This window comes from Terriglobia bacterium, assembly GCA_020073085.1.
GTDB lineage: Bacteria > Acidobacteriota > Terriglobia > JAIQFV01 > JAIQFV01 > JAIQFV01.
Genome location: JAIQFV010000002.1, coordinates 272,740 through 296,493, shown reverse-complemented (window position 1 = coordinate 296,493; position 23,754 = coordinate 272,740). Strand labels below are relative to the sequence as shown.

17 protein-coding genes and 1 pseudogene are annotated in these 23,754 nt (G+C 55.4%); 13 read left to right on the top strand and 5 right to left on the bottom strand.

What is annotated here, in order from left to right; genetic code table 11:
• Nucleotides 1-13 precede the first annotated feature (13 nt).
• The 4 genes from LAO21_03700 (at nucleotide 14) to LAO21_03685 (ending at nucleotide 3,783) form a co-directional block, all read left to right on the top strand.
• Nucleotides 14-814, top strand: a complete 801-nt coding sequence (locus tag LAO21_03700) for a uroporphyrinogen-III synthase (GenBank protein ID MBZ5551801.1) — start codon at nucleotides 14-16, stop codon at nucleotides 812-814.
• Between the two features lie 18 nt (nucleotides 815-832).
• Nucleotides 833-1,810 carry a porphobilinogen synthase gene (gene hemB / locus LAO21_03695; GenBank protein ID MBZ5551800.1) on the top strand — a complete coding sequence of 326 codons (978 nt, stop codon included), beginning with the start codon at nucleotides 833-835 and terminating at the stop codon, nucleotides 1,808-1,810.
• Nucleotides 1,792-3,096 carry a glutamate-1-semialdehyde 2,1-aminomutase gene (gene hemL / locus LAO21_03690; protein ID MBZ5551799.1) on the top strand — a complete coding sequence of 435 codons (1,305 nt, stop codon included), beginning with the start codon at nucleotides 1,792-1,794 and terminating at the stop codon, nucleotides 3,094-3,096. The genes hemB and hemL overlap by 19 nt, the downstream gene beginning before the upstream one ends.
• A gap of 501 nt (nucleotides 3,097-3,597) precedes the next feature.
• Nucleotides 3,598-3,783: a hypothetical protein gene (locus tag LAO21_03685; GenBank protein ID MBZ5551798.1), complete on the top strand. Its 186-nt coding sequence runs from the start codon at nucleotides 3,598-3,600 to the stop codon at nucleotides 3,781-3,783.
• Between the two features lie 64 nt (nucleotides 3,784-3,847).
• Here LAO21_03685 and LAO21_03680 read toward each other — a convergent pair whose 3' ends face one another.
• Entirely contained in the window at nucleotides 3,848-4,429 is a 582-nt protein-coding gene (locus LAO21_03680; GenBank protein ID MBZ5551797.1) for a DsbA family protein, read from the bottom strand.
• 862 nt (nucleotides 4,430-5,291) lie between these two features.
• On the opposite strand from LAO21_03680, the gene LAO21_03675 reads away from it, so the two are divergent.
• The 6 genes from LAO21_03675 (at nucleotide 5,292) to LAO21_03650 (ending at nucleotide 16,260) form a co-directional block, all read left to right on the top strand.
• Nucleotides 5,292-10,262: a hypothetical protein gene (locus tag LAO21_03675; protein MBZ5551796.1), complete on the top strand. Its 4,971-nt coding sequence runs from the start codon at nucleotides 5,292-5,294 to the stop codon at nucleotides 10,260-10,262.
• A gap of 18 nt (nucleotides 10,263-10,280) precedes the next feature.
• Nucleotides 10,281-11,492 (top strand): hypothetical protein, encoded by a 1,212-nt coding sequence (locus LAO21_03670; GenBank protein ID MBZ5551795.1) that lies wholly within the window; start codon nucleotides 10,281-10,283, stop codon nucleotides 11,490-11,492.
• 262 nt (nucleotides 11,493-11,754) lie between these two features.
• Nucleotides 11,755-12,858, top strand: a complete 1,104-nt coding sequence (locus LAO21_03665; GenBank protein MBZ5551794.1) for a hypothetical protein — start codon at nucleotides 11,755-11,757, stop codon at nucleotides 12,856-12,858.
• Between the two features lie 497 nt (nucleotides 12,859-13,355).
• Nucleotides 13,356-13,697, top strand: a complete 342-nt coding sequence (locus LAO21_03660; GenBank protein ID MBZ5551793.1) for a hypothetical protein — start codon at nucleotides 13,356-13,358, stop codon at nucleotides 13,695-13,697.
• A 10-nt stretch (nucleotides 13,698-13,707) separates the two neighbouring features.
• The gene (locus tag LAO21_03655) at nucleotides 13,708-14,910 is read left to right on the top strand and encodes a hypothetical protein (protein MBZ5551792.1); all 1,203 of its coding nucleotides are present in this window, start codon (nucleotides 13,708-13,710) and stop codon (nucleotides 14,908-14,910) included.
• Nucleotides 14,911-15,177: 267 nt separating this feature from the next.
• Nucleotides 15,178-16,260, top strand: coding sequence for a hypothetical protein (locus LAO21_03650; protein ID MBZ5551791.1), 1,083 nt, complete (start codon nucleotides 15,178-15,180; stop codon nucleotides 16,258-16,260).
• 113 nt (nucleotides 16,261-16,373) lie between these two features.
• Here LAO21_03650 and LAO21_03645 read toward each other — a convergent pair whose 3' ends face one another.
• Complete coding sequence (locus LAO21_03645; GenBank protein MBZ5551790.1) at nucleotides 16,374-17,018, bottom strand: alpha/beta fold hydrolase; 645 nt, start codon at nucleotides 17,016-17,018, stop codon at nucleotides 16,374-16,376.
• Between the two features lie 560 nt (nucleotides 17,019-17,578).
• Here LAO21_03645 and LAO21_03640 point away from each other — a divergent pair.
• The 3 genes from LAO21_03640 (at nucleotide 17,579) to mutY (ending at nucleotide 20,853) form a co-directional block, all read left to right on the top strand.
• Nucleotides 17,579-18,289 (top strand): SDR family oxidoreductase, encoded by a 711-nt coding sequence (locus tag LAO21_03640; GenBank protein ID MBZ5551789.1) that lies wholly within the window; start codon nucleotides 17,579-17,581, stop codon nucleotides 18,287-18,289.
• Between the two features lie 792 nt (nucleotides 18,290-19,081).
• The gene (locus LAO21_03635) at nucleotides 19,082-19,360 is read left to right on the top strand and encodes a hypothetical protein (protein MBZ5551788.1); all 279 of its coding nucleotides are present in this window, start codon (nucleotides 19,082-19,084) and stop codon (nucleotides 19,358-19,360) included.
• Between the two features lie 362 nt (nucleotides 19,361-19,722).
• The gene (gene mutY / locus LAO21_03630; protein ID MBZ5551787.1) at nucleotides 19,723-20,853 is read left to right on the top strand and encodes an A/G-specific adenine glycosylase; all 1,131 of its coding nucleotides are present in this window, start codon (nucleotides 19,723-19,725) and stop codon (nucleotides 20,851-20,853) included.
• 109 nt (nucleotides 20,854-20,962) lie between these two features.
• Here mutY and LAO21_03625 read toward each other — a convergent pair whose 3' ends face one another.
• The 3 genes and pseudogenes from LAO21_03625 to LAO21_03615 all read right to left on the bottom strand — a co-directional run bounded on the left by LAO21_03625 (nucleotide 20,963) and on the right by LAO21_03615 (nucleotide 23,689).
• Nucleotides 20,963-22,390 carry a hypothetical protein gene (locus LAO21_03625; protein ID MBZ5551786.1) on the bottom strand — a complete coding sequence of 476 codons (1,428 nt, stop codon included), beginning with the start codon at nucleotides 22,388-22,390 and terminating at the stop codon, nucleotides 20,963-20,965.
• Between the two features lie 388 nt (nucleotides 22,391-22,778).
• A complete protein-coding gene (locus tag LAO21_03620; GenBank protein ID MBZ5551785.1) occupies nucleotides 22,779-23,513 on the bottom strand; it encodes an anti-sigma factor in 735 nt (244 codons plus the stop codon).
• A 44-nt stretch (nucleotides 23,514-23,557) separates the two neighbouring features.
• Nucleotides 23,558-23,689 (bottom strand): annotated as a pseudogene (locus LAO21_03615) (hypothetical protein).
• Nucleotides 23,690-23,754: the final 65 nt, after the last annotated feature.

Genomic DNA, 23,754 nt, shown 5'->3' with positions numbered 1-23,754 from the left:
TCCGGGAACAACCATGAATCAATCTCTGACCCCCGCAAAAAGTCGCCCCCTCGCGAACCGATCTATCGTCATCACGCGGGCTCGCGAGCAGGCGGCGGAGTTCGCGGCACAACTGGAAGCGCTGGGAGCCCAGGTCATCACCCTCCCCCTGATTCAGATCGCCGATCCACCTTCCTGGGCCCTGGTCGACCGTGCGATGGATCAGCTGGCCAGGTTCGATCTGTTGATCTTCACCAGCGTGAATGCGGTTGACAAATGGACAGGGAGAGGCCTTCGTCAGAAGAAGAGTCCGGTTTTGAATACGCACCAAGTCTATGCCGTCGGCGCGGCGACGGCCCGCCGGCTCGAGGAGTTGGGCATCCGGGTCGATGCGGTTCCGGATAATTTCAGCGCCGAGGGGATACTCGAGACCCTGGGGCCTGATTTGCTCCGGAAGAGGATTTTATTGCCGCGTGGGGACCTGGCGCGGGAGGAACTGCCTCGCGAGCTGCGCGCCCGGGGGGCAGAGGTTCTCGAGGTTGTGGTGTACCGGACCCAGCCGGGGGAAAGCAAGTCCTCGACCTGGATCGAACGAATCCGAAGGGGAGAGATCGACGTCATCACCTTTGCCTCTCCCTCGGCGGTTCAACAATTCGTTCTCTGGGTGGGGAGTGAGCCGCTTGCCGCCATCAAGGAACATTTTCATGCGGCCTCAATCGGCCCGACCACCTCCGCCGCGCTGCGGGAACAGGGTGTGGACGTCGCCATCGAAGCGAGCCCATCCACGCTCGCCGATCTCACGGCGGCGATCATTCGTTTTTATCAATCTCTTTAAATTCCGGAGGTCGTGTTTATGCCTTTTCCGATTCATCGACCGCGGCGGCTGCGGCGCAACGAATTGATTCGCAGCATGGTTCGGGAGACCGCGCTCTCACCCCGGGACTTCATCTATCCGTTGTTTGTGGTTCCGGGAAAGAAAGTAAAAAAAGAAATTCGTTCCATGCCCGGCGTGTATCAAATGTCGGTGGACGAAATCGTCCGGGAATGCCGGGAGGTGGCGCGGTTGGGCATCCCGGCGGTCATCCTTTTTGGAATTCCCGAGGCCAAGGACGAGGTCGGCAGCCACGCGTCGATGGAGCAGGGGATGGTGCAGCAGGCCATTCGCGCCATCAAGAAAGCCCGAATCAACTTGATTGTCATCACCGACGTCTGCCTGTGCGAATATACGAGCCACGGTCATTGCGGCGTGATTGAAAACGGCGATGTGGCAAATGATCCGACGTTGAAGTTGTTGGCGGATGAGGCCCTCTCTCACGCCCAGGCGGGCGCTGATATCGTGGCGCCCTCCGACATGATGGATGGCCGGGTGAAGGCGATCCGGGAGATCCTCGACGAAAACGATTTCGCGAACGTCCCCATTCTTTCTTACGCCGCCAAGTACTGTTCGGGTTTCTACGGCCCCTTTCGTGAAGCTGCTGAAAGCGCCCCCCAGTTCGGCGACCGGCGCTCGTACCAGATGGATCCGGCCAATCGGATCGAGGCGATCAAGGAGGTTCTGAACGACCTTGAAGAAGGCGCGGATATCGTCATGGTGAAGCCGGCGCTGCCTTACCTCGACATCATTCGTGAGGTGCGGAACGCCGTCAACGTTCCCGTCGCGGCTTATAATGTCAGCGGCGAATACTCCATGGTAAAGGCAGCGGTCCGCAATCGCTGGCTCGACGAGCGCCGCGTGGTGTTGGAGCTTCTGACGTCCATCAAGCGCGCCGGCGCTGATCTGATTTTGACTTACTTCGCAAAGGATGCCGCAAAATGGCTGAAGGAAAAGTGAAAGCGTTACAGAGTTCGAAATTCTGGTTCACGGAAGCCCGCAAGTCGATCCCCGGCGGCGTGGACAGTCCCGTGCGGGCCTTCCAGGCGGTGGGCGGCGAGCCCTTCTTCGTCAAACGGGCGCACGGTTCAAGGATCGTCGACGTGGAAGACTACGAGTATATCGACTTTGTCGGATCGTATGGTCCGTTGATTTTGGGGCATGCCCACCCCGCCATCGTCCGCGCCATCCAGGAGCAAGTGACGCACGGAACCAGCTATGGAGCTCCTACCCCCCTGGAAGTCGAGCTCGCGAACCTGGTGAAGACGGCGATGCCGTCCATCGACCTGGTGCGTTTCGTCAACTCCGGCACCGAGGCCACCATGAGCGCCGTCCGGTTGGCGCGCGCTTTCACCAAACGGAAGAAGATTCTGAAATTCGAAGGGTGCTACCACGGACACGGGGATAGTTTCTTGTCGAAGGCCGGCTCAGGACTTGCCACGCTGGGGATTTCCGCGAGCCCGGGTGTGCCCGAGGAGTTGGCCGCCCTGACCTTGAACGTGCCGTACAACAATCTCAATGCGGTACGAAAAATCTTTGAAACAGAGGGCAAAGACATCGCCGCCGTCATCGTGGAACCTATCCCGGCCAACATGGGTGTCGTTCTTCCCCATGACGCGTTTCTGTCAGGCTTGCGCGAAGTGACCCGCGAGTACGAGGCGCTGCTGATATTTGACGAGGTGATTACCGGGTTTCGCCTGGCCCTTGGCGGGGCCCAGGAATTTGTGGGAGTCCGTCCCGATCTGACCACTCTGGGGAAGATCATCGGTGGGGGACTGCCGGTGGGCGCTTACGGCGGCCGCAGCGATGTGATGTCGCTGGTGGCGCCGCTGGGGCCGGTCTACCAGGCCGGAACGCTGTCCGGAAACCCGCTGGCCATGCGCGCGGGCATCGAGATGTTCCGCCAATTGCGGATGCCCGGTTTCCACAAGACGCTTGATGAGACGACACATCGCTTCGTGGAAGCCTTGCGAACTACCGTCAAACGGCGCAACTGGCCGATCACTATTAACCACATCGGCTCCATGCTGACCGTCTTCTTTACCGGCAAGCCGGTCGTCGATTACGCCTCCGCCAAAACCTCCGATACCAGGGCGTACGCCAAGTTCTTCCACGAAATGCTGCGTCGCGGGATTTTCATCGCCCCCTCGCAGTTTGAGGCCATGTTCCTCTCCTCCGCACACACGATCGATGATCTCAGCAAGACGGCGGACGCCGCGGAACAGATCCTGGAAAAGATGTATTAAGGCGACCCAAGAGGTTGCAGGGGCTCAATAAGTGGAAGCGCAAAATAAGAGAACCGCCTCAAGGCTTGACGCATCCGGAAATCGTGAGCATAAAAAAGCGGTAATTGGCGTCCCCGGGATTTGTGTGAGGAAACAAGGTCATGCCTGTTCTCTTGCCCTGCAAGGGCAATCTTCAAGAGCCCGGGGCAGCGCCCTGGGGGATCATATCGCCCATAGCACACAAACCCGCCTGGGCGGGTTTCCTTAATAGGCAGATCGTAGATGAATCTTGGGGGCCCGTGGACGATTAAAAAATTCTCGTGCGCCCAGCTGCACCTCTATCAGATTGCCCTTTCAGGGCAAACCGAGACCCGATAATGGTCGTCCTTCCCAGGGCGGTGCCCTGGGTTATTGGAGACTGCCCTTACAGGGCAGCAGTGCAGGGTGAATCACTCATGTGATTGAGAAACTACAATAGACTCCGATTGTGGCTTTGGAGCCCCATCGGCTTACACCTTACCCATGACTGAGATTGATCGTTACGAATTGAACGTCTATCCCAAGATCAGCAAGAACCTCGGCATTGCTACGCGTACCGAGCGGTTCAAGACGCGGGAGGACGCCGAGGCGCGCCGGCATGAAATTGAGGCCATGGACACGGAGCATCGCCTCGATGTAGAGATTTCAGAAATAACCCCGGAAGAGTGATCCTATACCGAGCACCGCGCACGCCTTTTAAAATATCCCTTCACGTCTTCACCTCCGATTCATCTCACGGCGCATGAACCCGCTCCCGAATCGCACGCTGAACTGCCTCCCGATACTGGCTGGTCGCAACAGCGCCGACGATAGGGAACTGGTCCGGGAGAATGACAGTGGGGATTCCCGTGACCCCAAACTCCTCCGCCGCTACTCGAAAATCCTTCATTACGGTTTCTCTGAATTGCCTGGATTCCAGGGCCTCCCGCAGGGTCTCCATGCTGATGTTGTAGTCAAACGCCAGGCGAACCAGGAAATCGATGTTGCTGATGTCCTCAGTACGGGTGAAGAATGCCTGAAATAGAGCCAGGTCGAAGGCGTCAAAACGATCCGGATAATTCCGTTGGACAAAGGCTGCAGCCTCCAAAGCCGGCATCGAGGAGCGCGGATAACGGGTCCCCAGGGGAGGAATGGAGAAGGCGGGAGGATCGGTCACTTCGGCATCGGACTTCAATTGCTCGCTGGCGGCGTGACGATGCTCAATGATATATTCCGTGAATTCGGCATGGTTTTCCACACCTCGCCGCAACGGGAAGAACTTCTCGATCATCTCAATAGAGTCCTGAAACTCTCTCTGGATGATTCGCAGCCGCACCGCGGCGTTGTAGCACCACGGTCAAAGATAATCTGAAAACACAATCATGGGGATTCTGTCACTCATGGCACGTTCCTCTCATCTTCAAACTTCGGCCGGGGTGGTGCATGCCCCGACCTATCGGGGTGCACGCGTCGAGTCAATCGGCCTTCGGACACGAACGTCACTAGGCATCTTACCAAAATGTCCATCATCCCTCGTAGGGGCGCATAGCCATGCGCCCCGAATTCTTCGAAAAACCTGATTCTTTACGCTGATACATGAACCGCGAATGTCCAACGTCCGGGGGGCGCATGGCGATGCGCCCCTACTGCCATAACAAGCAGTCTTCCACAAAGAGTGGACAAGTCATCACACTCCGTATCATCGGAGTCCGCGCACGGCGCAGAAGATAGTTGAAGCCTCTCGTCTGAATTCTGTTTCTATTCATCCTCAGAAAAACTGAAATCGGAACCAAACGTGAGCGTTACTTTGTGAAAGTTTTTGCAAATAACTCTTGACGCCCCCACCCCCCGCTCTATGTTATCGATTAAAGCGCTCGTGTTCTTCCCCCTTCAAACTCGTCACCACGAGCGACCCCAGGTTCAAATTTAGGATGTTGTTCCTTTCATCCCTTTTTCCTCTTTCCCCGGAGGAGGCTCTTATGTCAGCACCGGCACCTCGAATCAATTCGCCCCGGCAGGGCTCTGTCATCTTGGGTGGGAACGGCGCATCCGAGAATCTTGAAGCACAGCAAGTCGGGACTCGAGACTGTCCACCCTGGATTTCTGTAAATGAGAATTCATCAGAGAGTGATTCCTCCGCTGGAGATTCGCCTGGCGCCGGAAGAACGACATGGAGACCAGACCTGATTTCTCTTCTCATGCTTTGCCTTCTCAGTCTGCTGCTCGCCTCTCCACTTCTGATGAATGCCGCTGCGCCCAATCCCACTTCACTGTCGGCGAGCACCCCCAGTCTCACCATGCCCGGTACGGTGAGGTTCTGTGCTGGCGGCGGGGCCAACATGACGGTCGATCTGAAGTACTACTGGGACGGCGTCCCGTATGAAACCGACTACGGGGTCACGTTTGGGGCGGATGGTTGTGTTGACAACTATTACGACAGTGATTCCTTCGCCGGCAGTTACACCTTCACCGGAATTCGCAATTCGAACAATGGACCGAACGGCGCCTGGACCAACATTTCCACCCCGCTGACGCTCTATCCTCGGCCTGCTCCCCCTTCGGTCAGCTATTTTTACCCTGATCAATCCACCATCAACCGGGGAGATGGAACCTACTTGAACTGGGACGGCGAGAATGTTTCTTCAGCCAAGATCAACGGCCAGTACGTCAGCCCGAGCGGCTGGATGTGGGTCACCCCGACCGCCACTACGACTTACACGCTCACGGTCTACAATAGTAGCGGCGACTCCACGACAGCCACCACGCGCATCACGGTCAACTCAATGGTGGATAATGCCGGCTTCATAAGTCAAACCACATTGCCCTCGCCTTTGGAGGCTGGGCGCACTTATACCGTGTCGGTAACGATGCGCAACAGCGGCACTACAACGTGGAGTGAAAGCCAAAGCTATCGGTTGGGGTCACAGAACCCTGCCAGCAACACGACGTGGGGCTTGAGCCGGGTGACGCTGGCGACAGGTGAGAGCGTTGTGCCGGGAGCGAACAAGACCTTTACGTTTGCAATCACAGCCCCTTCCACCCCCAACACCTACAACTTCCAGTGGCGGATGGTGCGAGAGGGTGTGGGCTGGTTCGGCGCCTCCACGCTGAATCAGAGCACGCCTTCGGTTTACCCCCAGCCTACCTCCATGAGTTTCTCGCCAACTTCCCAGAATGCCGGCAACGGAGATTACTGGCTGACGGTGGGCAATGGGGCCAACCTGTGGTTGAGCTTGCAATACGAATGGTCGGGCAATCCGGGGAATGTGGTGACCGTGGCCCGATGGGAGAAGCAGCTCGACAGCCAGGGGAAAGTCAAAGTGACGGTCAATCACAACGACGGCACAGGCACTTACACCTATCGGGCCATCAAGAACGCTGATGCCAGCACCTGGGTGATGCTGTCACCGCCGGTCAGCCTTACAATAAACCCACCGATACCCTACCCCAATACCCTCACAATTTCGCCAGCCTCAATGGTTCCGCCGGGCACCTTCACCATGTCAGCGGGCAACATGGGAAGTGTCACGGCCGACAGCCGCTATCTTTTGAATGGACTCGGGCCGGAGTACACTTACGGCTGGCCGGTGTTTAGCTGGGCCTCCAATGAATCAGCGGGTCAGTTAGCTCAGGCCCCTCTTTTCGCTTCGAGGTGCACAGCGATCGGAGATTATGCGTATACTGGATTGAGGGATTCACTGCTTCCTGCCATCCCATGGGCCGACCAGTCGGCTGCGATCTCGATCCGATGTCCCAATCCCCCGGACCTGGCGATTGTGCCCAATACGATAGGGCCTGTCGTGGCAGGGACGACCACCACGTATTCTATCACGGGGACGCGATTGTGCGGTCCACTGACGATATGGAGCGACGCTGCGGGGATCACATTCCCCAGTTACTCCCCGGATCCCTGGTATGACGGCAGCCCCGTCACCGCCACCGTCTCCTTGGCCACTGACGTCCCGGCTGGGCTCCAGCCCTTTCATATAAGCACTCCATGCGGGACTGCTTCGGGCTCGCTGAATGTGATGGTCAACAATGCCCAATTCGTCAGCCAATCCGTTCCGACGGTAATGGTTCCGGGTGGCCTCTACGCCGTCTCAGTGACCTTGACCAACACCGGAACGACCACCTGGAATGCGGCAGGAAACTACCAGCTGGGCTCTCAAAACCCTGCGAACAACACGACCTGGGGTCCGAGCCGCGTGGTGCTGGCGGCTGGTGAATCGGTCCCCCCAGGAGCAAGCAAGACTTTCTCCTTTAATGTCACTGCACCCACAACACCTGGAACTTACAATTTTCTATGGCAGATGGCGCAAAATGGGGTGTGGTTTGGGGATGTTTCCGCCAATCTGGTCATTGGTGTGGCCTTGCCGCCGAGCCTCGCGACCATCACCCCATCTTCCGGCAAGCAAGGACAACATGATTTTGAAATTGTCATTGCCGGTTCCAATCTCACCGGTGCGACGCTTTCAGTTCCATCCTCCAGTCACGTCGCATTTTCGATTTCGCCTCCGCCCACGGTCACCGCAACACAAATCTCAGCTCTCGTGGCAATCGCCAACGATGCGCCGGTTCAAAGCGTTCCAATCACCGTCAAGACGCTCGGGGGAAGCCAGATCGTGAACTTCTCCGTGACTGCGGTGAACCCGCAAGGCCAGCCCGTGGTCACGTCCATTTCACCGACGTCTATGCTTACCGGGGCCACTCAGACGTTCACTTTGACGGGAAGCAATTTGACCCAGGCGATGGTCACCACGGACTCAACTCTGGCCATCAGCACTGTCTCGAACGTCAGCGACACACAACTTCAAGTCACCGTCGTTGCCAACGGGACTCCCACGGGAACCTATTTATTCACTGTGACTGTTCCGCAGTACGGCATCACCAATGTCATTTTTCGGGTTCTGGATGCAGCGAGCAAGCCGACGATCGATTCGGTCGCTCCTGCCACGCCCAACGCGGGAGGGGTGTACTACTTTCATTTGACGGGAAACAACCTGGCCAACGCTGATATCCATGCGGATAATTCCGGCATCCATATACTAAGAGGCATGGTGCAACTGCAAAGTGTCTCGCAAGCGCCGGAGGGCTACGAGATCGTCGTCGGACTCCTCACGGTGGATCCCAACGTGGCTCCGGGAATTGCTCATATCATTGCCTCGAACGCCGCCGGAGACAGTTCGGTCGAAATCCAGGTTGGCCCTCTCACCAGCGCCCAGGGGATTCAGATCCAAGCGGGCAAACTGACCAGCCGCAACACATCGTTTGACAAGCAGGTGCGCAACAACACACCCATCATCCTGGACAATTACGGGTCTTGCTCGGGCGCCTGCGCCCCCACGGAAATTGACGTCGCCTCGTTCCAGATCGGCCTTCCCTTCATTCAGTGCGGCAACAGTTGGTTCGACACCAGTTGCCTCCATAATATTAAAATCGGCCACCCCATCAATCTGACGGTCGGTTTCATTGGCATTAGGGTGCGCATCTATACCAGTTTGGGATTTCAGTTGGCGTGCAACTCCATCTCCGACGTACAAGTGTGTTACTGTACTCCGGAGCCTTGCGCCTTGTCGGTGAACATGACGATCGGTTTTATTACTCCTACGAGCAAGAGCCTCCAGTTCACCCGCCCACTCCTCGGATTCCTGTCCAGCGCGCCGGAGGATTGCAGCCAGCCGGGGGTCTGCACCGACACGATCAACGTGGTCAGTCTCCCCCAGGATACGCAGATCTGTGCCGGCCTGGTCAACATGACCTTCCTCGGCGGCTTCAGTTTCTCGCCCGGTGCCACGTGTGTGAATGTCACGCCCGGACTTAATGCGACGCTTACGGCCACCCCTCAAACCATCATCGAAGGTTCCTCCACAACCCTATCTTGGACTGTTTCCACGAGCCAGGGCAACCCCATCAGGATTAGCCACGTTCATATTACTGATGATGTCAATGACCCTCCGTATGATTGCGGGGATGAATTGTTGGACTTTACACCCTGCGACCTAAGCCAATCTGTTCCTCTTAGGCCTTCAGGAACAACTATTTACACCGCTGACTTTCGTGGCACCGCTGGAATTCTGCCGGATTTCTTCCCGTCCCACGATTCGCCAGCCCAAGTGGCGGCCGCTCAAGCGCGTGTGAGAGTGAATGTTGCTGACCCAAGTCAGACGACGTTCATTTCTCCTTCCATCATTTCTTTGAACTCGGGGGGAACTCGCCAGCTCATACCGACCGACGCCCAAGGAAATTCGTTGGCCCAATTTCCTCAAGGCACAACCTTCTCTACGCTCACGCTTGCCGCCACAGTCCAAAATGGCCAAGACACCGCCTTTGTCAATCAGACAGGATTAGTCACGGGCAACTCAACCCCAGGTGTTGTGTTGGCCGCAGCATACCTTCCAGATCATACATTTCTCAAAAACTACAAGACTCAGGAGAAACCCTTCGTTCAAGTTGGTCCCATGAGGCTGTACTTGAGATTTCTCCCTGACGCGATTAGTTTCATGAAGGGGAGTTTTCCCGGCGCGGGTCTGGCTCTCTCAGATGCTGATGTAGCTTCTATCGAGGCCGCAGTTGTCGCAAGGGTGCAATCGCTCTTTAGCGCCGCGAACGTGGTGGTAATGCTCTCGCAACCTCCGGGATGGGGGACGCCAGACGCCGGCTCTGATGCCGTTGTGACGATGGATATTTCAGCGCTGAAAGACTCGAATGGGAATTTCTCACCGCCTCGAAGGTTTTCTGACACCGAAACAGTTACAGTGGGAGATGCGGTTGTTAACGACTTGGACTTCTTACCTGCCATCTTTGGAGGTGATGCGCTTGCGCCTAGGGGTGTTTTTATCAATCAGCTCCCCTTGATCAACGGATCAGGGCTGAGAGCGTCAAACGATTTGATCGCAAACGGCATCGCAAACGTTGCCGCCCATGAAATCGGACATGTTCTGGGTTTGGTTCCGAACAGTAATTCCCAAAGTCAGGTTACTCAAAATGGGGACAATCGATTTGCGGGAGTGGCGTTTGACGGGGACGCGAATCATCATGCAACCGCGGGAATAATGCAGAAAGTATTCAGTGGTTTCGCGACCGATGGAGCTACTCCGTTAGTTCTCAGCACACAATTATCCTTCAGGGAGAATGAAACAGCTTACCTGACAGCCATACTACCACGGTAGAGTGCGCACGGAGGGATTATGTTGAAAGCCAAGGTTTTTGTGATTTTATTTGTCCTTGTTTGTTGGCCGCTTTATGCAGATTCCCAATCTGCCCGGGCGGGTGATTCAAGGCTCGTTAACCCTTATGCTGTAAGTGATTTATGGTTCTTCAACTCTTCCGCTGTAATGGACTTCTCGTTTGCTCAAAATGCCACACTAATCGTTGTGTGCCAAGTCAAGAGCAGCGCAATCGCACAGGGAGTTAAAGTCTATAACCACACATTAGCCAATATCAGCGGAGTCAAGGTCTTACATCTCCGGGTCGAAGAGGTGGTTAAAGGTTCCAGAATCTTGCCGGGCACTGAGATTCAAGCCGTAATTCTTCCTTGGGTGATGCTTCGCTCTATCCCCCCGGCAGGATGGGATCCCCACAAGGATTTCGAGGAGCTTCGGAAGACAGGAAAACTGCCGACAAATGCACCTCGACAGGAGGAGAATTATCCGGAGATTGCCGATGGTCAAGAGGGGATTTTTCGTCTGTTTCCAGCCATTTTTGAGGATCCCGGCGGTTTGATCATGTGGCTGGGAGGCGACAAGTTGAATCAAGGGAAGCCCCTCTTCGGCGCTTCGTCCTTTTTTCCGATCGACGATAAACACCAGGAGGTGAACGTCCTTCAACGGTATCTTGAAATCGGCACCATTCAAGATCGCCAGGAACAAATGCGGGAGTTGGCGCATTTCTCTTTGAAGCTTTTAAAGAATCCTCAGACCCCCGAGGTGATTGCAATAGGCGCTTCTGCGGATGCCGTGGCAGTATGGCCGGACAGTGTGTCATTGCCCGCCATCCCAGCCTTGAAAAAACAGAGGCTTCAGCAAAGCAGAGAGCATCTCGATGATCAGGGACTGAATGAACTTGTGCAAATCGCAGCAGATCCGAGTCGACCTTTCTTAGTCCGGGATAAATTAATGTGGGCGGTCCTTCCGCTTGTTGACCTTGGGCGATCCATCGATTTGCAACCCCTGTTTCGAGTGCTTGAGAATAGCCAAGACGATCGGGACATTCGATATCAGGTTGTTAGAACGCTGGGGAATATGGACAACCCAGAAGTCAGGAAGAAGTTTGAACAGCTCCTCTCCAAAGATACATCGCCTTGTGTCAATAAGTATGACCACAGTGACATCTGTGCTGATAAGTCTGTTCAAGACGAGATTCGGAAATCGAAGATTATGAAACCAGCTCAAAACAAGTAGGGAGGCTTAATCGCCTGCAGTCACTTCTTCGCATCTTTCGGTTGGGCGGGGTGGCGCACACATGGCGTTGGGAGCCATGTGTCCGGGTCCTCTGAGGAATGGAGTTCCACTGAGAGGCTAGGACGATGTCTCTGCAGATTCAAAGAGAATTGCTCCATGGGGATGAGGTGGGGTCAGCCACTTCGTTACGACTGTTGAAAGGCAACAAGCACCCAGCAAGAAGGGAAAGAGCTTCGCATACAGTATTCCACCGAGGTGGAACATGAGAAATCAAAAAACTTTTATAAGGGTGATCAGAGCGAGCCGTTACTTTGTGGGTATCATTGCTCTCTTACTGTCCGCGTCCATGACCTGTTTGGCCCAGGGCAACTCTGCCGTGGCACATGCGGATCGAGCAGCCATGGCGCACGGAGACGGCTGGCAGAAGGGCGCGGTCAAGACGTGGGTGGCTCAGGGGACGATGACCATCTATCGATATGTTTCAGATCCGTCCGTGGGGAATAGCGACATTCAGCAATCGCAGCAGACGTTTCCGGTGACCGTGATTCACCAGGCTGATCCTGCAGGAGGAGGTTCCAGGGGCGATAAGCTCCAGCGGCTCACTTTCAAGGCACCCGAGGCATCTCCAGACGGGTCCACTGCGCCACAATCCTCTTTTGTCAATCCTCGCTCTCCCGAGAGGATCCTCACGCGCGAGGGGACCGACGGCACCGACCAGTGGCATTCGGCCGGCCCGCTCAGTACCAAAGCGGCAGGCCCTGTCCAGCGCTTCATTGAATCCCAAACCGAACGGTCACTCGAGGCCCTGTCCAACTTCCGGAAGCATGGGAAGAACCTTGCAGACCTCACCGACCGCTTTACTGCACAGGGCCAGGGCGCCAACCGAGCCGAGGATAACGGCAACGACAATGGAAACGGGAATGCCAATGGACATCGTGATCGAGCCCATCCCACTCCAGCCTTTGAGGCCGCCAGGAAAAGGAAGGTCATTGAAGTCGCCGATTCATCCGGAAACGGTCATGGTCCCCAAGGCGGCTCGCCGGGGCAATCGACGCGCTATTACATCGACGACGCCACTTCACTAGTCACCCGCATGGAATTTGATTACGACACGGCGACCGATCCGTTCTCAAATCAACCGGTCGCGCTCACCGAGGTCTATGAGTTTTCGGACTACCGTGACGTCCCCCTCGCAAGCCCTGAGCCGTTTTCTGCAAAGCCGGCGGCCAAGGCCGCAGACTCGGGCGCGACCGTTAAATTCCCGTTCCGAATCGATCGCTACATCGCCGGCCAGTTGGCGGAATCGCTCGTTTTCACGCGCGTCGCCCTCAACCGTACCTTGGCGCCGGAGAATTTCCGGAAGTAGCTTGCAAGTGCGGGGTCGGACCAAGTCAAGTGATTGAAACGGTTGTGGATGATTACAAAAAAGGATAGGATTGGGGTCTTAGAAGTGCTTTTTTGGCCCTAAAATAGCCCCCTTTGCCAACATGGATCCGGAAGGAATTGACCATGGCGGGAGCTTACTGGCGAGCTTGGATCGGGTCCCTCTTTGAAGCCCGCAAGCGCTTTGGCCGGTGCGTCCCACAAACTCAAGCCATTTCAACCCCGTCCACGGGTTGGTGGGGGGCTTGCAATCAAGCTGAGGCCCCACCAAGACGGTGGACTGTTGCTGGAGCATGAAGCGGTTTAGCAGGACAATTGTCGGGGCAAAAAGGGTGCCTTAAGCGTCAAAAAAGCCCTCTTTTAGATGCTATCTTCTTTGTTAAGAATATTTAGCTTGGTCCGACCCCGTTATTTGTCCGCCCATCAATTAAATTCCTGAGTACTCTAAATTGTAAGAATCAGACTGAAATAGGACAGCCGTTGCATACTTTTGATGAAGGATTTGGAATAATGCAGCTAACAAACCCTCCTCCGGATTCAATGCAGGAGATTTTTGATTGGAAGAAGAACATTGCTCAGGGATTGACTACGATTGAAGAAAAGTACAATATCGCGAAAAGCGATCTTGTCAAATTTAGCAACAATTTCACAGTTGACCAACTGCAGATGCAATCATGGCAACGGTTTAACGGGGGAAGATACTACACTTACGACAGTGAACGTGCGGTATTTTTGAGGAACGATTCCTTTTGTTCGAAGCAATCCGGCGGAATATGTTACGCAGATAAAGTTAAGTTCATTTCGGATCATCCACCATTCTAGGAGGTCCCATATGCTTAGACACCATCTCGTGAGAGTTGTATTTGGCGCGATGATAGTCTCGCTGAGCTTGGGGAACAATATGACCATCCTTGCGTCTCCTATACGCGTGTTTAGGGATCGCAATGAAGTCTACATAGTCGATGAGAATCCCTTTGGAAGGCTAGGCGAATATGAATTAACAAGAAATGTGCACGACCACACTTGTCGAATCAAGTCACTGGACATTGCCACTGGTGAAATTTCGGTAATCGGAGATGTGGATTTCTCTATGATTGGTCGAATAGTCGACTACGTTGGGGACGAAGGGCATGGGCGCTTGTTTGTTCAAGACTATTATCCTGGGGAGAACCAGTACAGATGGTGGGTGGTTGATGTAAACAAAAAGAAGGTCCTTCGTAAGCTCCCCGTTATTTCAAGAGACTCATTGGGAAAACTGTTTATCTCCCCCGATGGCAAGACGATTGCGATGGATTATTCAGAGACCACTAGTCAGAAGGATCCTATGGAGTGGAAGAACAAGACAATTATTCTGAGTGGTGAAACATATGGATCCCTGCATACTCCCTCAGAATATTGGGTTGGGGGTAATGGGACGATATCGCATCCCCTGTATTCCGATGATTCAAGTCTATTATACGCATATGGACCCGGCCGGAACCTCGTGACTGTTAGTCTTTCAAACTTCGCGATCCTTGACACACTGCCACTGAATGGCCTTGCTGAAGGGAATCGCCGAGTAGGCCCTGACGACCTGCAAAATGAGAAGATATTACTACACGCTTGCAAAGGTGAGGGTGCCACTCTGGACTGTTACTTATTCACTTATGATCTCGGATCAAAGAAAACTTCAAAGAAGATAAATACCTTCCCTTTCGGGGAATCATACCTCAGCCCTGATGGAGGCATGATTGTATTCGTGCCAAATAGGTCCATACCCGCAGTTGGGCCACAGACTAAACCTGTGGAGTACGAAATCTACACGGTTTCTGATGGGAAACTTGTCGACCGAGTGCAAATCGAAGCGGCTAAGGCCTCGAAAACAAAGACCAAAGAGTTGCAGGGCGAATTGGGACCGTATCGCGGAGGGTTCTTTTCAATATCTAATAAAGGCTTGATGTTGTCCAATGGCAAGGAAATTTTCAGGTATAACCTTCTGACGCATGCTTTGTCTTTGGAGAGAGAGATCCGAATGGCACCTACAAAACTGGAATGAGTCTGCTCCAAACATGAGCTGGCGAATTATTACAATGCCAACCACTGCACACTTGCTTGGGTGGAATCAGAATACACAATCGGACCATATCATTCGCGTTCTTTGCAATCTGATTGCACCCGGGAATCCGTGTGATGGAACCTGCTTTCTGTCGAGATGAGGCCGCATTGTACAGCGATCAGTAGCTTCGTTGAGGCTGCCCAACGCAAACAAACACTCGGGCAATAAAGAAAGAAGACAAGGTACAGATTTCCGCCGAGGTGGGACATGACAAATAAGAAACCCTTTAGGAAGCCGATCAGAGTCAATGCTCAATTCGTGGGCATCATTGCCCTGTTGCTGTTTGCCTCCATGACCTGTTGGGCCCAGGGCAATTCCCCTTCAGCACATGCGGATCGGGCAGCCAAGGCGCATGGAGATGGCTGGCAGAAGGGCGCAGTCAAGACGTGGGTCGCCACTGGAACTGTGACCATTTATCGCTACGATAACGAGATGCAGCAATCGCAGCAGACGTTTCCGGTGACCGTGATTCACCAGGCCGATCCTGCGGGAGGTGGCGCCAAGGGCGACAAGCTTCAGCGACTCATGTTCAAGGCACCCGAGGCATCTCCAGACGGGTCCACTGCGCCACAGTCCTCTTTTGTCAATCCTCGCTCTCCCGAGAGGATCCTCACGCGCGAGGGAACCGATGGCAACGACCAGTGGCACTCGGCCGGCCCCCTCAGCACCAAGGCGGCAGGCCATGTCCAGCGCTTCATTGAATCCCAAACCGAACATTCCCTGGAGGCGCTGTTCAACTTCCGCAAGCATGGCAAGAACCTTGCCGACCTCACCGACAGGTTTACCGCACAAGGCCAGGGCGCCAACGGAGCTGCCGATAACGGCAACGACAACGGAAACGGGAATGCAAATGGCCACCGCGACCGGGCCCATCCCACTCCAGCCTTTGAGGCAGCCAGGAACAGGAAGGTGATTGAAGTCGATGATTCACCCGGAAACGGTCATGGTCCTCAAGGCAGCTCGCCGGGGAAATCGACGCGCTATTACATCGACGACGCCACCTCGCTGGTCACGCGCATGGAATTTGATTACGATACGGCGACCGATCCGTTTTCAAATCAACCCGTCGCGCTCACCGAGGTCTTTGAGTTTTCTGACTACCGAGACGTCCCCCTGGCGAGCCCCGAGCCGTTTTCGGCAAAGCCTGCAGCCAAGACTGGAGACTCGGGCGCGACCGTCAAATTCCCCTTCCGGATCGATCGCTACATCGCCGGCCAGTTGGCGGAGTCACTGGTGTTCACGCGTGTCGCCCTCAACCGTACCTTGGCCCTGGAGAATTTCCGGAAATAGGACATTGGACACAGAGGAACGCGGACTACACAGAGAGGGGACTTGAATAGGAGCCGGGGTGGCACATTCCACGAGCGATCCGAGTTTGTGTCCCCTAACCGGAGGTTTCACTCTCATATTGGATTGACGGCGTTCATTGCGTAACGCTCCCTGAAGTACTCCACCATGGATTTCTGGAGCTCGTGGATTTTTCCCTCAAACAAATGGGTCGCTTCTTCGATAAGGACGAGCTTCTTCGGTTCCGACAAGGTTTCGTACCATGTCTCGATGACGTCCCGGCACCCAAATTCGTCGCGCGAGCCTTGCACGATCAGTTTGGCCTTTACACTCGCTTTCAGGAATGAAAATGAGGAGATGCTGAACGGGATTCCCAAGCCGATGAGTTGCTCGATCCTCTCATCCTCTACGCCCACCTGAAGCCCCACCCAGGCGCCAAAAGAAAAACCGAGCAGGGCGAGTTTCGCCTTTGGAAAACGCATCTGCAGAAAGTCAATCGCGGCACGGACGTCGTCCTTCTCCCCTCGCCCCTCGTCAAATGCGCCTGTGCTTTGACCTACTCCCCGAAAGTTGAATTGAAGCGTCACCATCCCCAATGACTGGAGAGCCCGCGCCGAGCGGAATATTGCTTTGGTGTGCATGCTTCCGCCAAACTGCGGGTGGGGATGACAAAGCACACACCCCCATTCACGCGGGGAGATGTTCGGTTCGGTCAAGAGAGCTTCCAACTGGCCGTTAGGGGAGGGGATCAATAGATGCATGGCGGTTGCGAACGAAAGACATTGAATTACAGCCCGGCTCGCCGGGCTTGAATGAGTACAGCCCGCTGGTTTACCGGCGGGTAAGCCTACCCCTCCCGGTTTTTCACCCCGATTCATCGGGGCTGACCTCATACCCGGGTCGGCCGTTAACGACCGCCCATCCCCCACCAACCCCGATGAATCGGGGTACGCCTTCTAGCTCGCTGTTTCCGCTGGTGAACCGGCGGGCTGTATTAAGACAAGTCCCCTCAAAGGGGACTATCCCTATCCCGGCTATGACTTTCAATCTCCTCACCCGGATGAGCCCGAACCAACAGGACTAATTTGCATAAGTGGGGCGCTTTGCAAAGAGGCCTGAGACCAATATCAATAATGAACCATGTGGCTCGAGCATTGCGTCATCAGGATAGAGCAATACTCGTTTGTCTTCTATTTGAAAAATGTACTTGATTCGTGCAAAGATCAATCCCGCAGATATTACATCTTGAAGCACCCCCCGGATTTCCGAAGTCTTGAGACCTCGGAAGTCTGGATTATCCAAGGAGGGGACCGTGGGTCTATTGGACGGCAAGTCAGCAGTGGTGACGGGCGGGACCAAAGGGATCGGGCGAGCCATTACCGAAGCGCTGCTCCGCGAAGGGGCGTCGGTGACCATTGCGGCACGTCATCGGGATGCGGTGACGCGAGCCATCGAAGAATTGAAGAAATCGGCCGCCGACCGAATCCACGGTTCTGTCTGTGATGTGCGCCAGCCCGACATGGTCGCCGAGATGATTGCCGATGCGGCCGCCGCCTATGGAGGGCTGCACATCCTGGTCAACAATGCCGGCGTCGGGATCTTTGAGCTGGTCGAGAATCTCTCCCCCGAGCATTGGCAGGAGGTCATTGAAACCAATCTCTCGGGGATGTTTTACTGCTGTCATGAGGCGCTCCCCCTGATGAAGAAGTCCGGAGGCTGGATCATCAATATCGGAAGCCTGGCCGGGAAGAACGCCTTTCCGAAGGCAGCTGCTTATAATGCCTCCAAGTTCGGATTGATCGGGTTCAGCGAGGCCCTCATGCAGGAGGTCCGTTACGACAACATCCGCGTGAGTTACATCATGCCGGGCAGTGTCAACACGGAATTTGGAGGAGACGCCGCCGATGCCACCAGGGAGTGGCAACTCCAGCCCGAAGATATTGCCGAAGCCGTCCTCGATCTGCTGCGGCATAACCCACGAAGCCTGCCCAGCCGGGTCGAGCTCCGTCCCTCCAAGCCGCCCAGAAAATGAGGGGTGCCTCCGGCGACGAGTCAGCGGGGCGCCAAAAGGGTTGATTTGCCCATGGATTGTGCCGCGTTTCACAAGTAGATTTTATTGCCGATCCATTTCTTCATTTGCCCTTCCTTCTGCGTTAGAATGTGGATGGAGCACCGTGTAGACGGTCCGTCTCCTGTTTCCGGCCCGGCGGCAATCAGGGTTCAGCTGCCGCTCTGCGCCGGGCCTGCTTTTCCCGGGGGGTGTATTGAAGTTCTCCATGCCTGACGGAGTCCACCCCTTTCCCAGGACCCTTGCCCTGTCCCCTTCCCGGTTCACCCCAAACCAATGAAGCTCCCCTTGTTGCCAACTCTTGAGTAGGAGGGTCTTGAGGCATTCTCTAGACCGGAAGAATGAATGGCGCTCTGCTGCTGGAGCGAGATGGTAAGGAGTGCCGGCAATTCCGTTTGAACGAACCTTCGAGCCTTGCCATCTAATCCTCCTTAGAAGTGGGTCCGATCGAAAGCTTGTTTTTCGGGGCTTCAGGTGATTTCCATCACACGAATAAATCCAATCCCTGATATCTTCTTCTTGTTCGAATGAGGGTGTCGGCTGGCTCTCATTTGGACGGGCTCGAGGAGCCCGCTGCCCCCTGAAGTGGCCTGTTGAACGATTAGAATAGTGCGGTGTGATATTGCAACCGTGTCCGTGAGCAGCGGCTTCCTTTTATCCTCTCCCCATTTGTGGTTTTATTTGCGATCGAACGTCGGCGGGACAACGCCACGTTTGTCCAAGATTCTTTGAGGCATCACCAGCCAGGAGGTTGCCATGAAAAGTTCAGCGCTTCTCCTGTGGGTTTTTTCACTTTGGGGGATGATTGGAGCGATCTGGGTCTCCCTTTCAATCTACCGGGGGGTCCTCGGCATGCACGAGGAAGGGCGGATATTCCTGTTCGAGGGCGAAGAATATCTCGTCCGCGACCAGGAGGAACTCGCGGAACGGGTGGAGCGGCTTTCCCCCTATCTGCACTGGTCCCGCACCTTGGGCGTCACCTTGACGGCCTTACTGGGGATCCTCTGGTTTTATCGGGGGTGGAGTGGCCTGTGATCCTTGATGCCCATGCAGACATTCCAGTCGGGCGCACTCTCTCGTGTGAAGAGGTCCAGGATGGAGGGATTTTTCTTTGTGGAATTTCACCCCCTTAAGCCGGGAAGTGTGTCCGGCTCGCATTGTAGCATGACTGCTGTTCCGTAAACCACCGGCGTGAGCATTGCGGACATTCCCGCCGAGCGCAGGTGGCGGTCCAGGAGGATTTCGTCCTCAGTCGGTCTTGGATTCTTGTCCTGCTGATCGATCGCGGCTTCCGCAATTCACTCCCCTCCTTTGTTCTCCAAACACAATCGCGTTAGAATATTCTCAGGATCCTGAAGAGGACCCTCCTGTCATTTTCGACAGAAGCAGGTGATCTATTGTCCAGAAAGCCCGGCACGGTTCCCTCAAACTCCTCCTTCTCCCTCGCCTATTTTCGCAAGCGGCTGCTCTCCTGGTACCGCAAGGAGCACCGCGACCTGCCCTGGCGGCGAACCCGCGACCCCTATCATATCTGGGTGTCCGAGATCATGCTCCAGCAAACGCAGGTGGTCACTGTGCTGCGCTACTACCCGGCCTTCCTTCAGAAGTTTCCGACGATCCAGCGGCTCGCGGCGGCATCGCCGCCGAGCGTTCTCGCGAGGTGGGCCGGCATGGGATATTACAGCCGCGCCCGAAATCTCCATCGGGCCGCCAGGATCATCGTGAATCGATTTGGTGGAAAATTTCCACAGCGCTATGAGGACGTGCACTCGCTCCCGGGTATTGGGCGATACACTGCGGGGGCCATTCTCTCGATTGCTTACGGGCAAAGATATCCTGTTGTTGACGGAAACGTAGAGCGTGTTCTGGCCCGGGTGATGGCCCTGCGCGGAGAGGTCAAGAGCGCCTCTCATCAGAAGTACCTTTGGTCCCTGGCCGGACAATTGATCCCCCGGAGTTCACCTTCCGATTTCAACCAGGGAATGATGGAACTGGGTGCCCTGGTGTGTTTGCCGCGCCAGCCCCGATGTGGTTTGTGTCCTCTGAAATCGATGTGCCGCGCGCGCCACCTGAATGTGGAGAACAGCATTCCGAAACCTCGCCGGATGAAGACCGCTCAATACCTCCGGCGGTACACCGCAGTCATTCGCGACAGTCGGAATCGCGTCCTCCTTGTTCAGAGGCGCGACGAGGAGCTCATGCGTGATTTCTGGGAGTTTCCCCAATTTGATATGCCTTCGAAAGGAGAGGGGAAGCGGGACGGGAGAAGATCCTCCGCCTTCTTTCGCCGCTCCCTTCAAAACCGTTTTGGGAAGGAATTCATCATAGGCCGACCCCTGTGTCGCTTCCAGCAGAACATCACTTTTCGCCGGATCACCGTGCAGGCATTTGAAGCGCAGTGGAACGCCGCCTCCGGGGATCTCCAGTGCACCCACCTGCCCTGTCGTTGGATCACGGTACGGGCTCTCAAGAATCACCTCTTCGATTCCACGTCTTTGAAGATCCTGTCGGCACTCCAGAACCGCTGAACCAGGATGCAGGCACACAAAGGAATGCGGCCGCAGAAACCCGCTGAAAGGGCTTCCTACGGCCGCGATAAAGTGTTTCTTCCACAACTCCAACGGGGCGAGCCCGCCGCTAGTTCTGAACCAGGGTGTAGCTGGAACCTCCGAAGTACTGAAATGTCTTCGCCTTGTTCGCCCCGGGAGGGTTGCTGGAACGGTCCACGGAGACGGCCTGGGTCCGCGTGTCATCCTGGATTCCGACTACAATGCCAGCGCCACCCGGGTTGTTCCCGACAACCTGGTATTGGAACTTGATGTCACTGGTCCCTTCGAAGAAAACCACTTCGAAACGGGCCGTGGTTCCCAGGGACGAATTGACGAAACTGACGTCGACCCACTCAATGGCAAAGCGGCGGTTTGGCTGCGTGCCATCGACTCGACTGAACACGCCCACGTTGGCGTTCGTGCTGTCGTAATGGAAGTCGGCAAAGAACGGGGCCACCAGGGCTGGAGGAAGAGTCGCACTGGGCAAGGCCGTCGGTGTGGCGGCAAAGCCAGATCCCATGCTCACCCAACCATCTTCAGCAATCGTCATCTGATCGAACGGGGTATTGCCGTAAGTCTTCCCATACATCGTGATGGAGAAAGGGAAGGCAATTGTTGTGGTCTTCCCATTCACGTCTGTGCTATTCGGAGTGGTTCCCAGGGGGATCCGGCCTCCACCCCCCGCCGGCGTGGCATCAATCCAGCTGAAGGTCGCATCCGCATGTTGTAGTGGAGCCCCCGTGCGTCCGGGAAGGTTCGGGAGGGTGGCAACGTTTCCACTGGGAAAATCCAGCCGCAGGCTCAACACTTGCAATGGGGCGTCACTTGAAATGGCCACAGAGCCGTCAAAATTCGTGACGCCGACAAAAAGTGATCCCTCATCGAAGAACTGTGCGATCTTGGTCAGGCCGGGAATCGTTATTGTCTTATCAGTGGAGACTTGAGCTCCATTGGTGTCAAGCAATTTGAATGTGGCATGGGCATCGACGTTCGACGGATTCAACACCGCCACGCCGGTCTTTGCACTGGATTTGATCATCCCGATGACGGTAAATGTCGACTGGGACGGCTGTGGCAAAATTCCTGCCGCACTTGTCACATTGCCATTCCCATCCACCACCAGAAATACGGCAGAGACCCCCACCGATGAAGAAGAACTGATCTTCGCCCAACCCACCTTCACACCGCCGGCCGCTCCCACCGTGGAAAGTGTGATTTGTCCGCCCGGCGAGACGGTCAGGGTGCCACTTGCCTGCCCGCCCGTCTGGCCTGGAATGCTCAGGATCGCCGCCGGGCCGCCACCGAAAGCGGGATCAAGTGTCGCTTGAATCGTAAACGGGGCCCCGGTCGAGGCGGAGAGGTTGGTCACCGTGAACAGCGTGCGAAATCCGCCCCCGTCCACGACTTGAGGTATAAAGAAATCCGTCTGTTGCGCATGATTGCGGGCAGTTGCCGAAAGAAGCAGAACAACCATGCTAACAACAAAAATAACGATCTTCCATCTTTTGAAACTCATGCTTTCTCCTTGGTCTGAAAAATAGCCCATGCTGAAATTGCTTCAGGCTCCGGCATTGAATCGAAGAGTCATCGCTTGGAATGTCGAGCTGGAGGGGGACTCATCACGGGGAAATTCGTAGCGATTTCAAAGGTTGCCTCCTCGAGGTCGTGCGGAATCAACGCTACCCTTGAATCGCAAGACCACCCTTCGCAGGTAGAATTGTTTTAATCCACTTCGGAAGAATTCTCAAGTAAAAACTCCAGGCATGAATCAGCCTGTTTCGGCCTTCCAGCGAAGGGTCAATTGTTTGAGCAACTTACCATTGAGAACAAATCGTGATCTCCATCGTCCTGCGTTTGAAATGCCTGGGTTCAAGGGGATAATTAGCCGGGTGGAGTCTCCCTGATCAAGCGCCCGCGAGGTAGATGGCGCCAGTGGGAGAGGAGACCCCCTGTTCCGGCTCGAGGGAAACTGCAGCACTGACGGGCTCGACCCCTTCAGGAATGGAAATCTGCATAAAGCCGTATCCCTGGGAGTCGGAGAAAAGCATTCCCGCCTGGACAGGACTCTTTTTGGTGAGAAACCAGAGCTCGTAGGCCTTGCCCGACGGGGGAGACGGCAATTGAAAGGTATACACCAGCCAGATCTTCTTCGATTTGTTCCAAAACACCTTTCCAACCGCCTCCGGACGAACCGCTTGCCCTGTCAGGGCGAGCACTGTAGTATCCGGGGATTGAATCAGGGCCAGCTGTGCTTGCGAGAGTTCTATTTGGGATTTCAATGTTCCGATTTCAGCGCGGGCTGCCGCTATTTGACGGGAGTATCTTTGGTGCTCCTGAAATCCGACCCAAGCGATCACCAGCACCGCAAACGCAAGGAGGGCACAGGCAAACGCCGGGCGGAAAAAGAAATCCAGGCCGTGGACTGCACCCTGGCGAGTCGATTCCTCCTTCTCCAATCGCTCGAGAAGAGAACGGCGTGCGGAGTCGGGAGGGGCTGGACCGTCCAGGGCCAATGGCAGCAAGGCATAAGCCTGGTCATCGGCCGCCCGTTCGACCTTGCACGCGGGGCATTGCTTGAGATGCGCTTCGAGCTCCCGGGCCTCTTCGAGGGCCAACGCGCCGACCACGTACAACCCCATGACCTCTTTGCTCTCTTTGCAGTCCATTTTTCCAAATCAATTTGAGAAACGCTCTTCCTAAACTGCCAGAACACGTCCTGGAGCACTTCGTCGGCCTCTGAGTCGTCACGCAATATCTTGCGCGCCAGGTTATAGACGAGTCGGGAGTACCGATCATAGACCTTATTGGATTTCATGCGGCGCGATCTGCGGGGTGGACCATCTGAAAACGGACCGCACGATCTACCCCCTGGGATGGCCT

Bases quoted from the DNA above. Each gene is read 5' to 3' on its own strand.
- LAO21_03700 (MBZ5551801.1), top strand. From the start codon at position 14: ATGAATCAATCTCTGACCCCCGCAAAAAGTCGCCCCCTCGCGAACCGA.
- hemB (MBZ5551800.1), top strand. From the start codon at position 833: ATGCCTTTTCCGATTCATCGACCGCGGCGGCTGCGGCGCAACGAATTG.
- hemL (MBZ5551799.1), top strand. From the start codon at position 1,792: ATGGCTGAAGGAAAAGTGAAAGCGTTACAGAGTTCGAAATTCTGGTTC.
- LAO21_03685 (MBZ5551798.1), top strand. From the start codon at position 3,598: ATGACTGAGATTGATCGTTACGAATTGAACGTCTATCCCAAGATCAGC.
- LAO21_03675 (MBZ5551796.1), top strand. From the start codon at position 5,292: ATGCTTTGCCTTCTCAGTCTGCTGCTCGCCTCTCCACTTCTGATGAAT.
- LAO21_03670 (MBZ5551795.1), top strand. From the start codon at position 10,281: ATGTTGAAAGCCAAGGTTTTTGTGATTTTATTTGTCCTTGTTTGTTGG.
- LAO21_03665 (MBZ5551794.1), top strand. From the start codon at position 11,755: ATGAGAAATCAAAAAACTTTTATAAGGGTGATCAGAGCGAGCCGTTAC.
- LAO21_03655 (MBZ5551792.1), top strand. From the start codon at position 13,708: ATGCTTAGACACCATCTCGTGAGAGTTGTATTTGGCGCGATGATAGTC.
- LAO21_03650 (MBZ5551791.1), top strand. From the start codon at position 15,178: ATGACAAATAAGAAACCCTTTAGGAAGCCGATCAGAGTCAATGCTCAA.
- LAO21_03645 (MBZ5551790.1), bottom strand. From the start codon at position 17,018: ATGCATCTATTGATCCCCTCCCCTAACGGCCAGTTGGAAGCTCTCTTG.
- LAO21_03635 (MBZ5551788.1), top strand. From the start codon at position 19,082: ATGAAAAGTTCAGCGCTTCTCCTGTGGGTTTTTTCACTTTGGGGGATG.
- LAO21_03625 (MBZ5551786.1), bottom strand. From the start codon at position 22,390: ATGAGTTTCAAAAGATGGAAGATCGTTATTTTTGTTGTTAGCATGGTT.
- LAO21_03620 (MBZ5551785.1), bottom strand. From the start codon at position 23,513: ATGGGGTTGTACGTGGTCGGCGCGTTGGCCCTCGAAGAGGCCCGGGAG.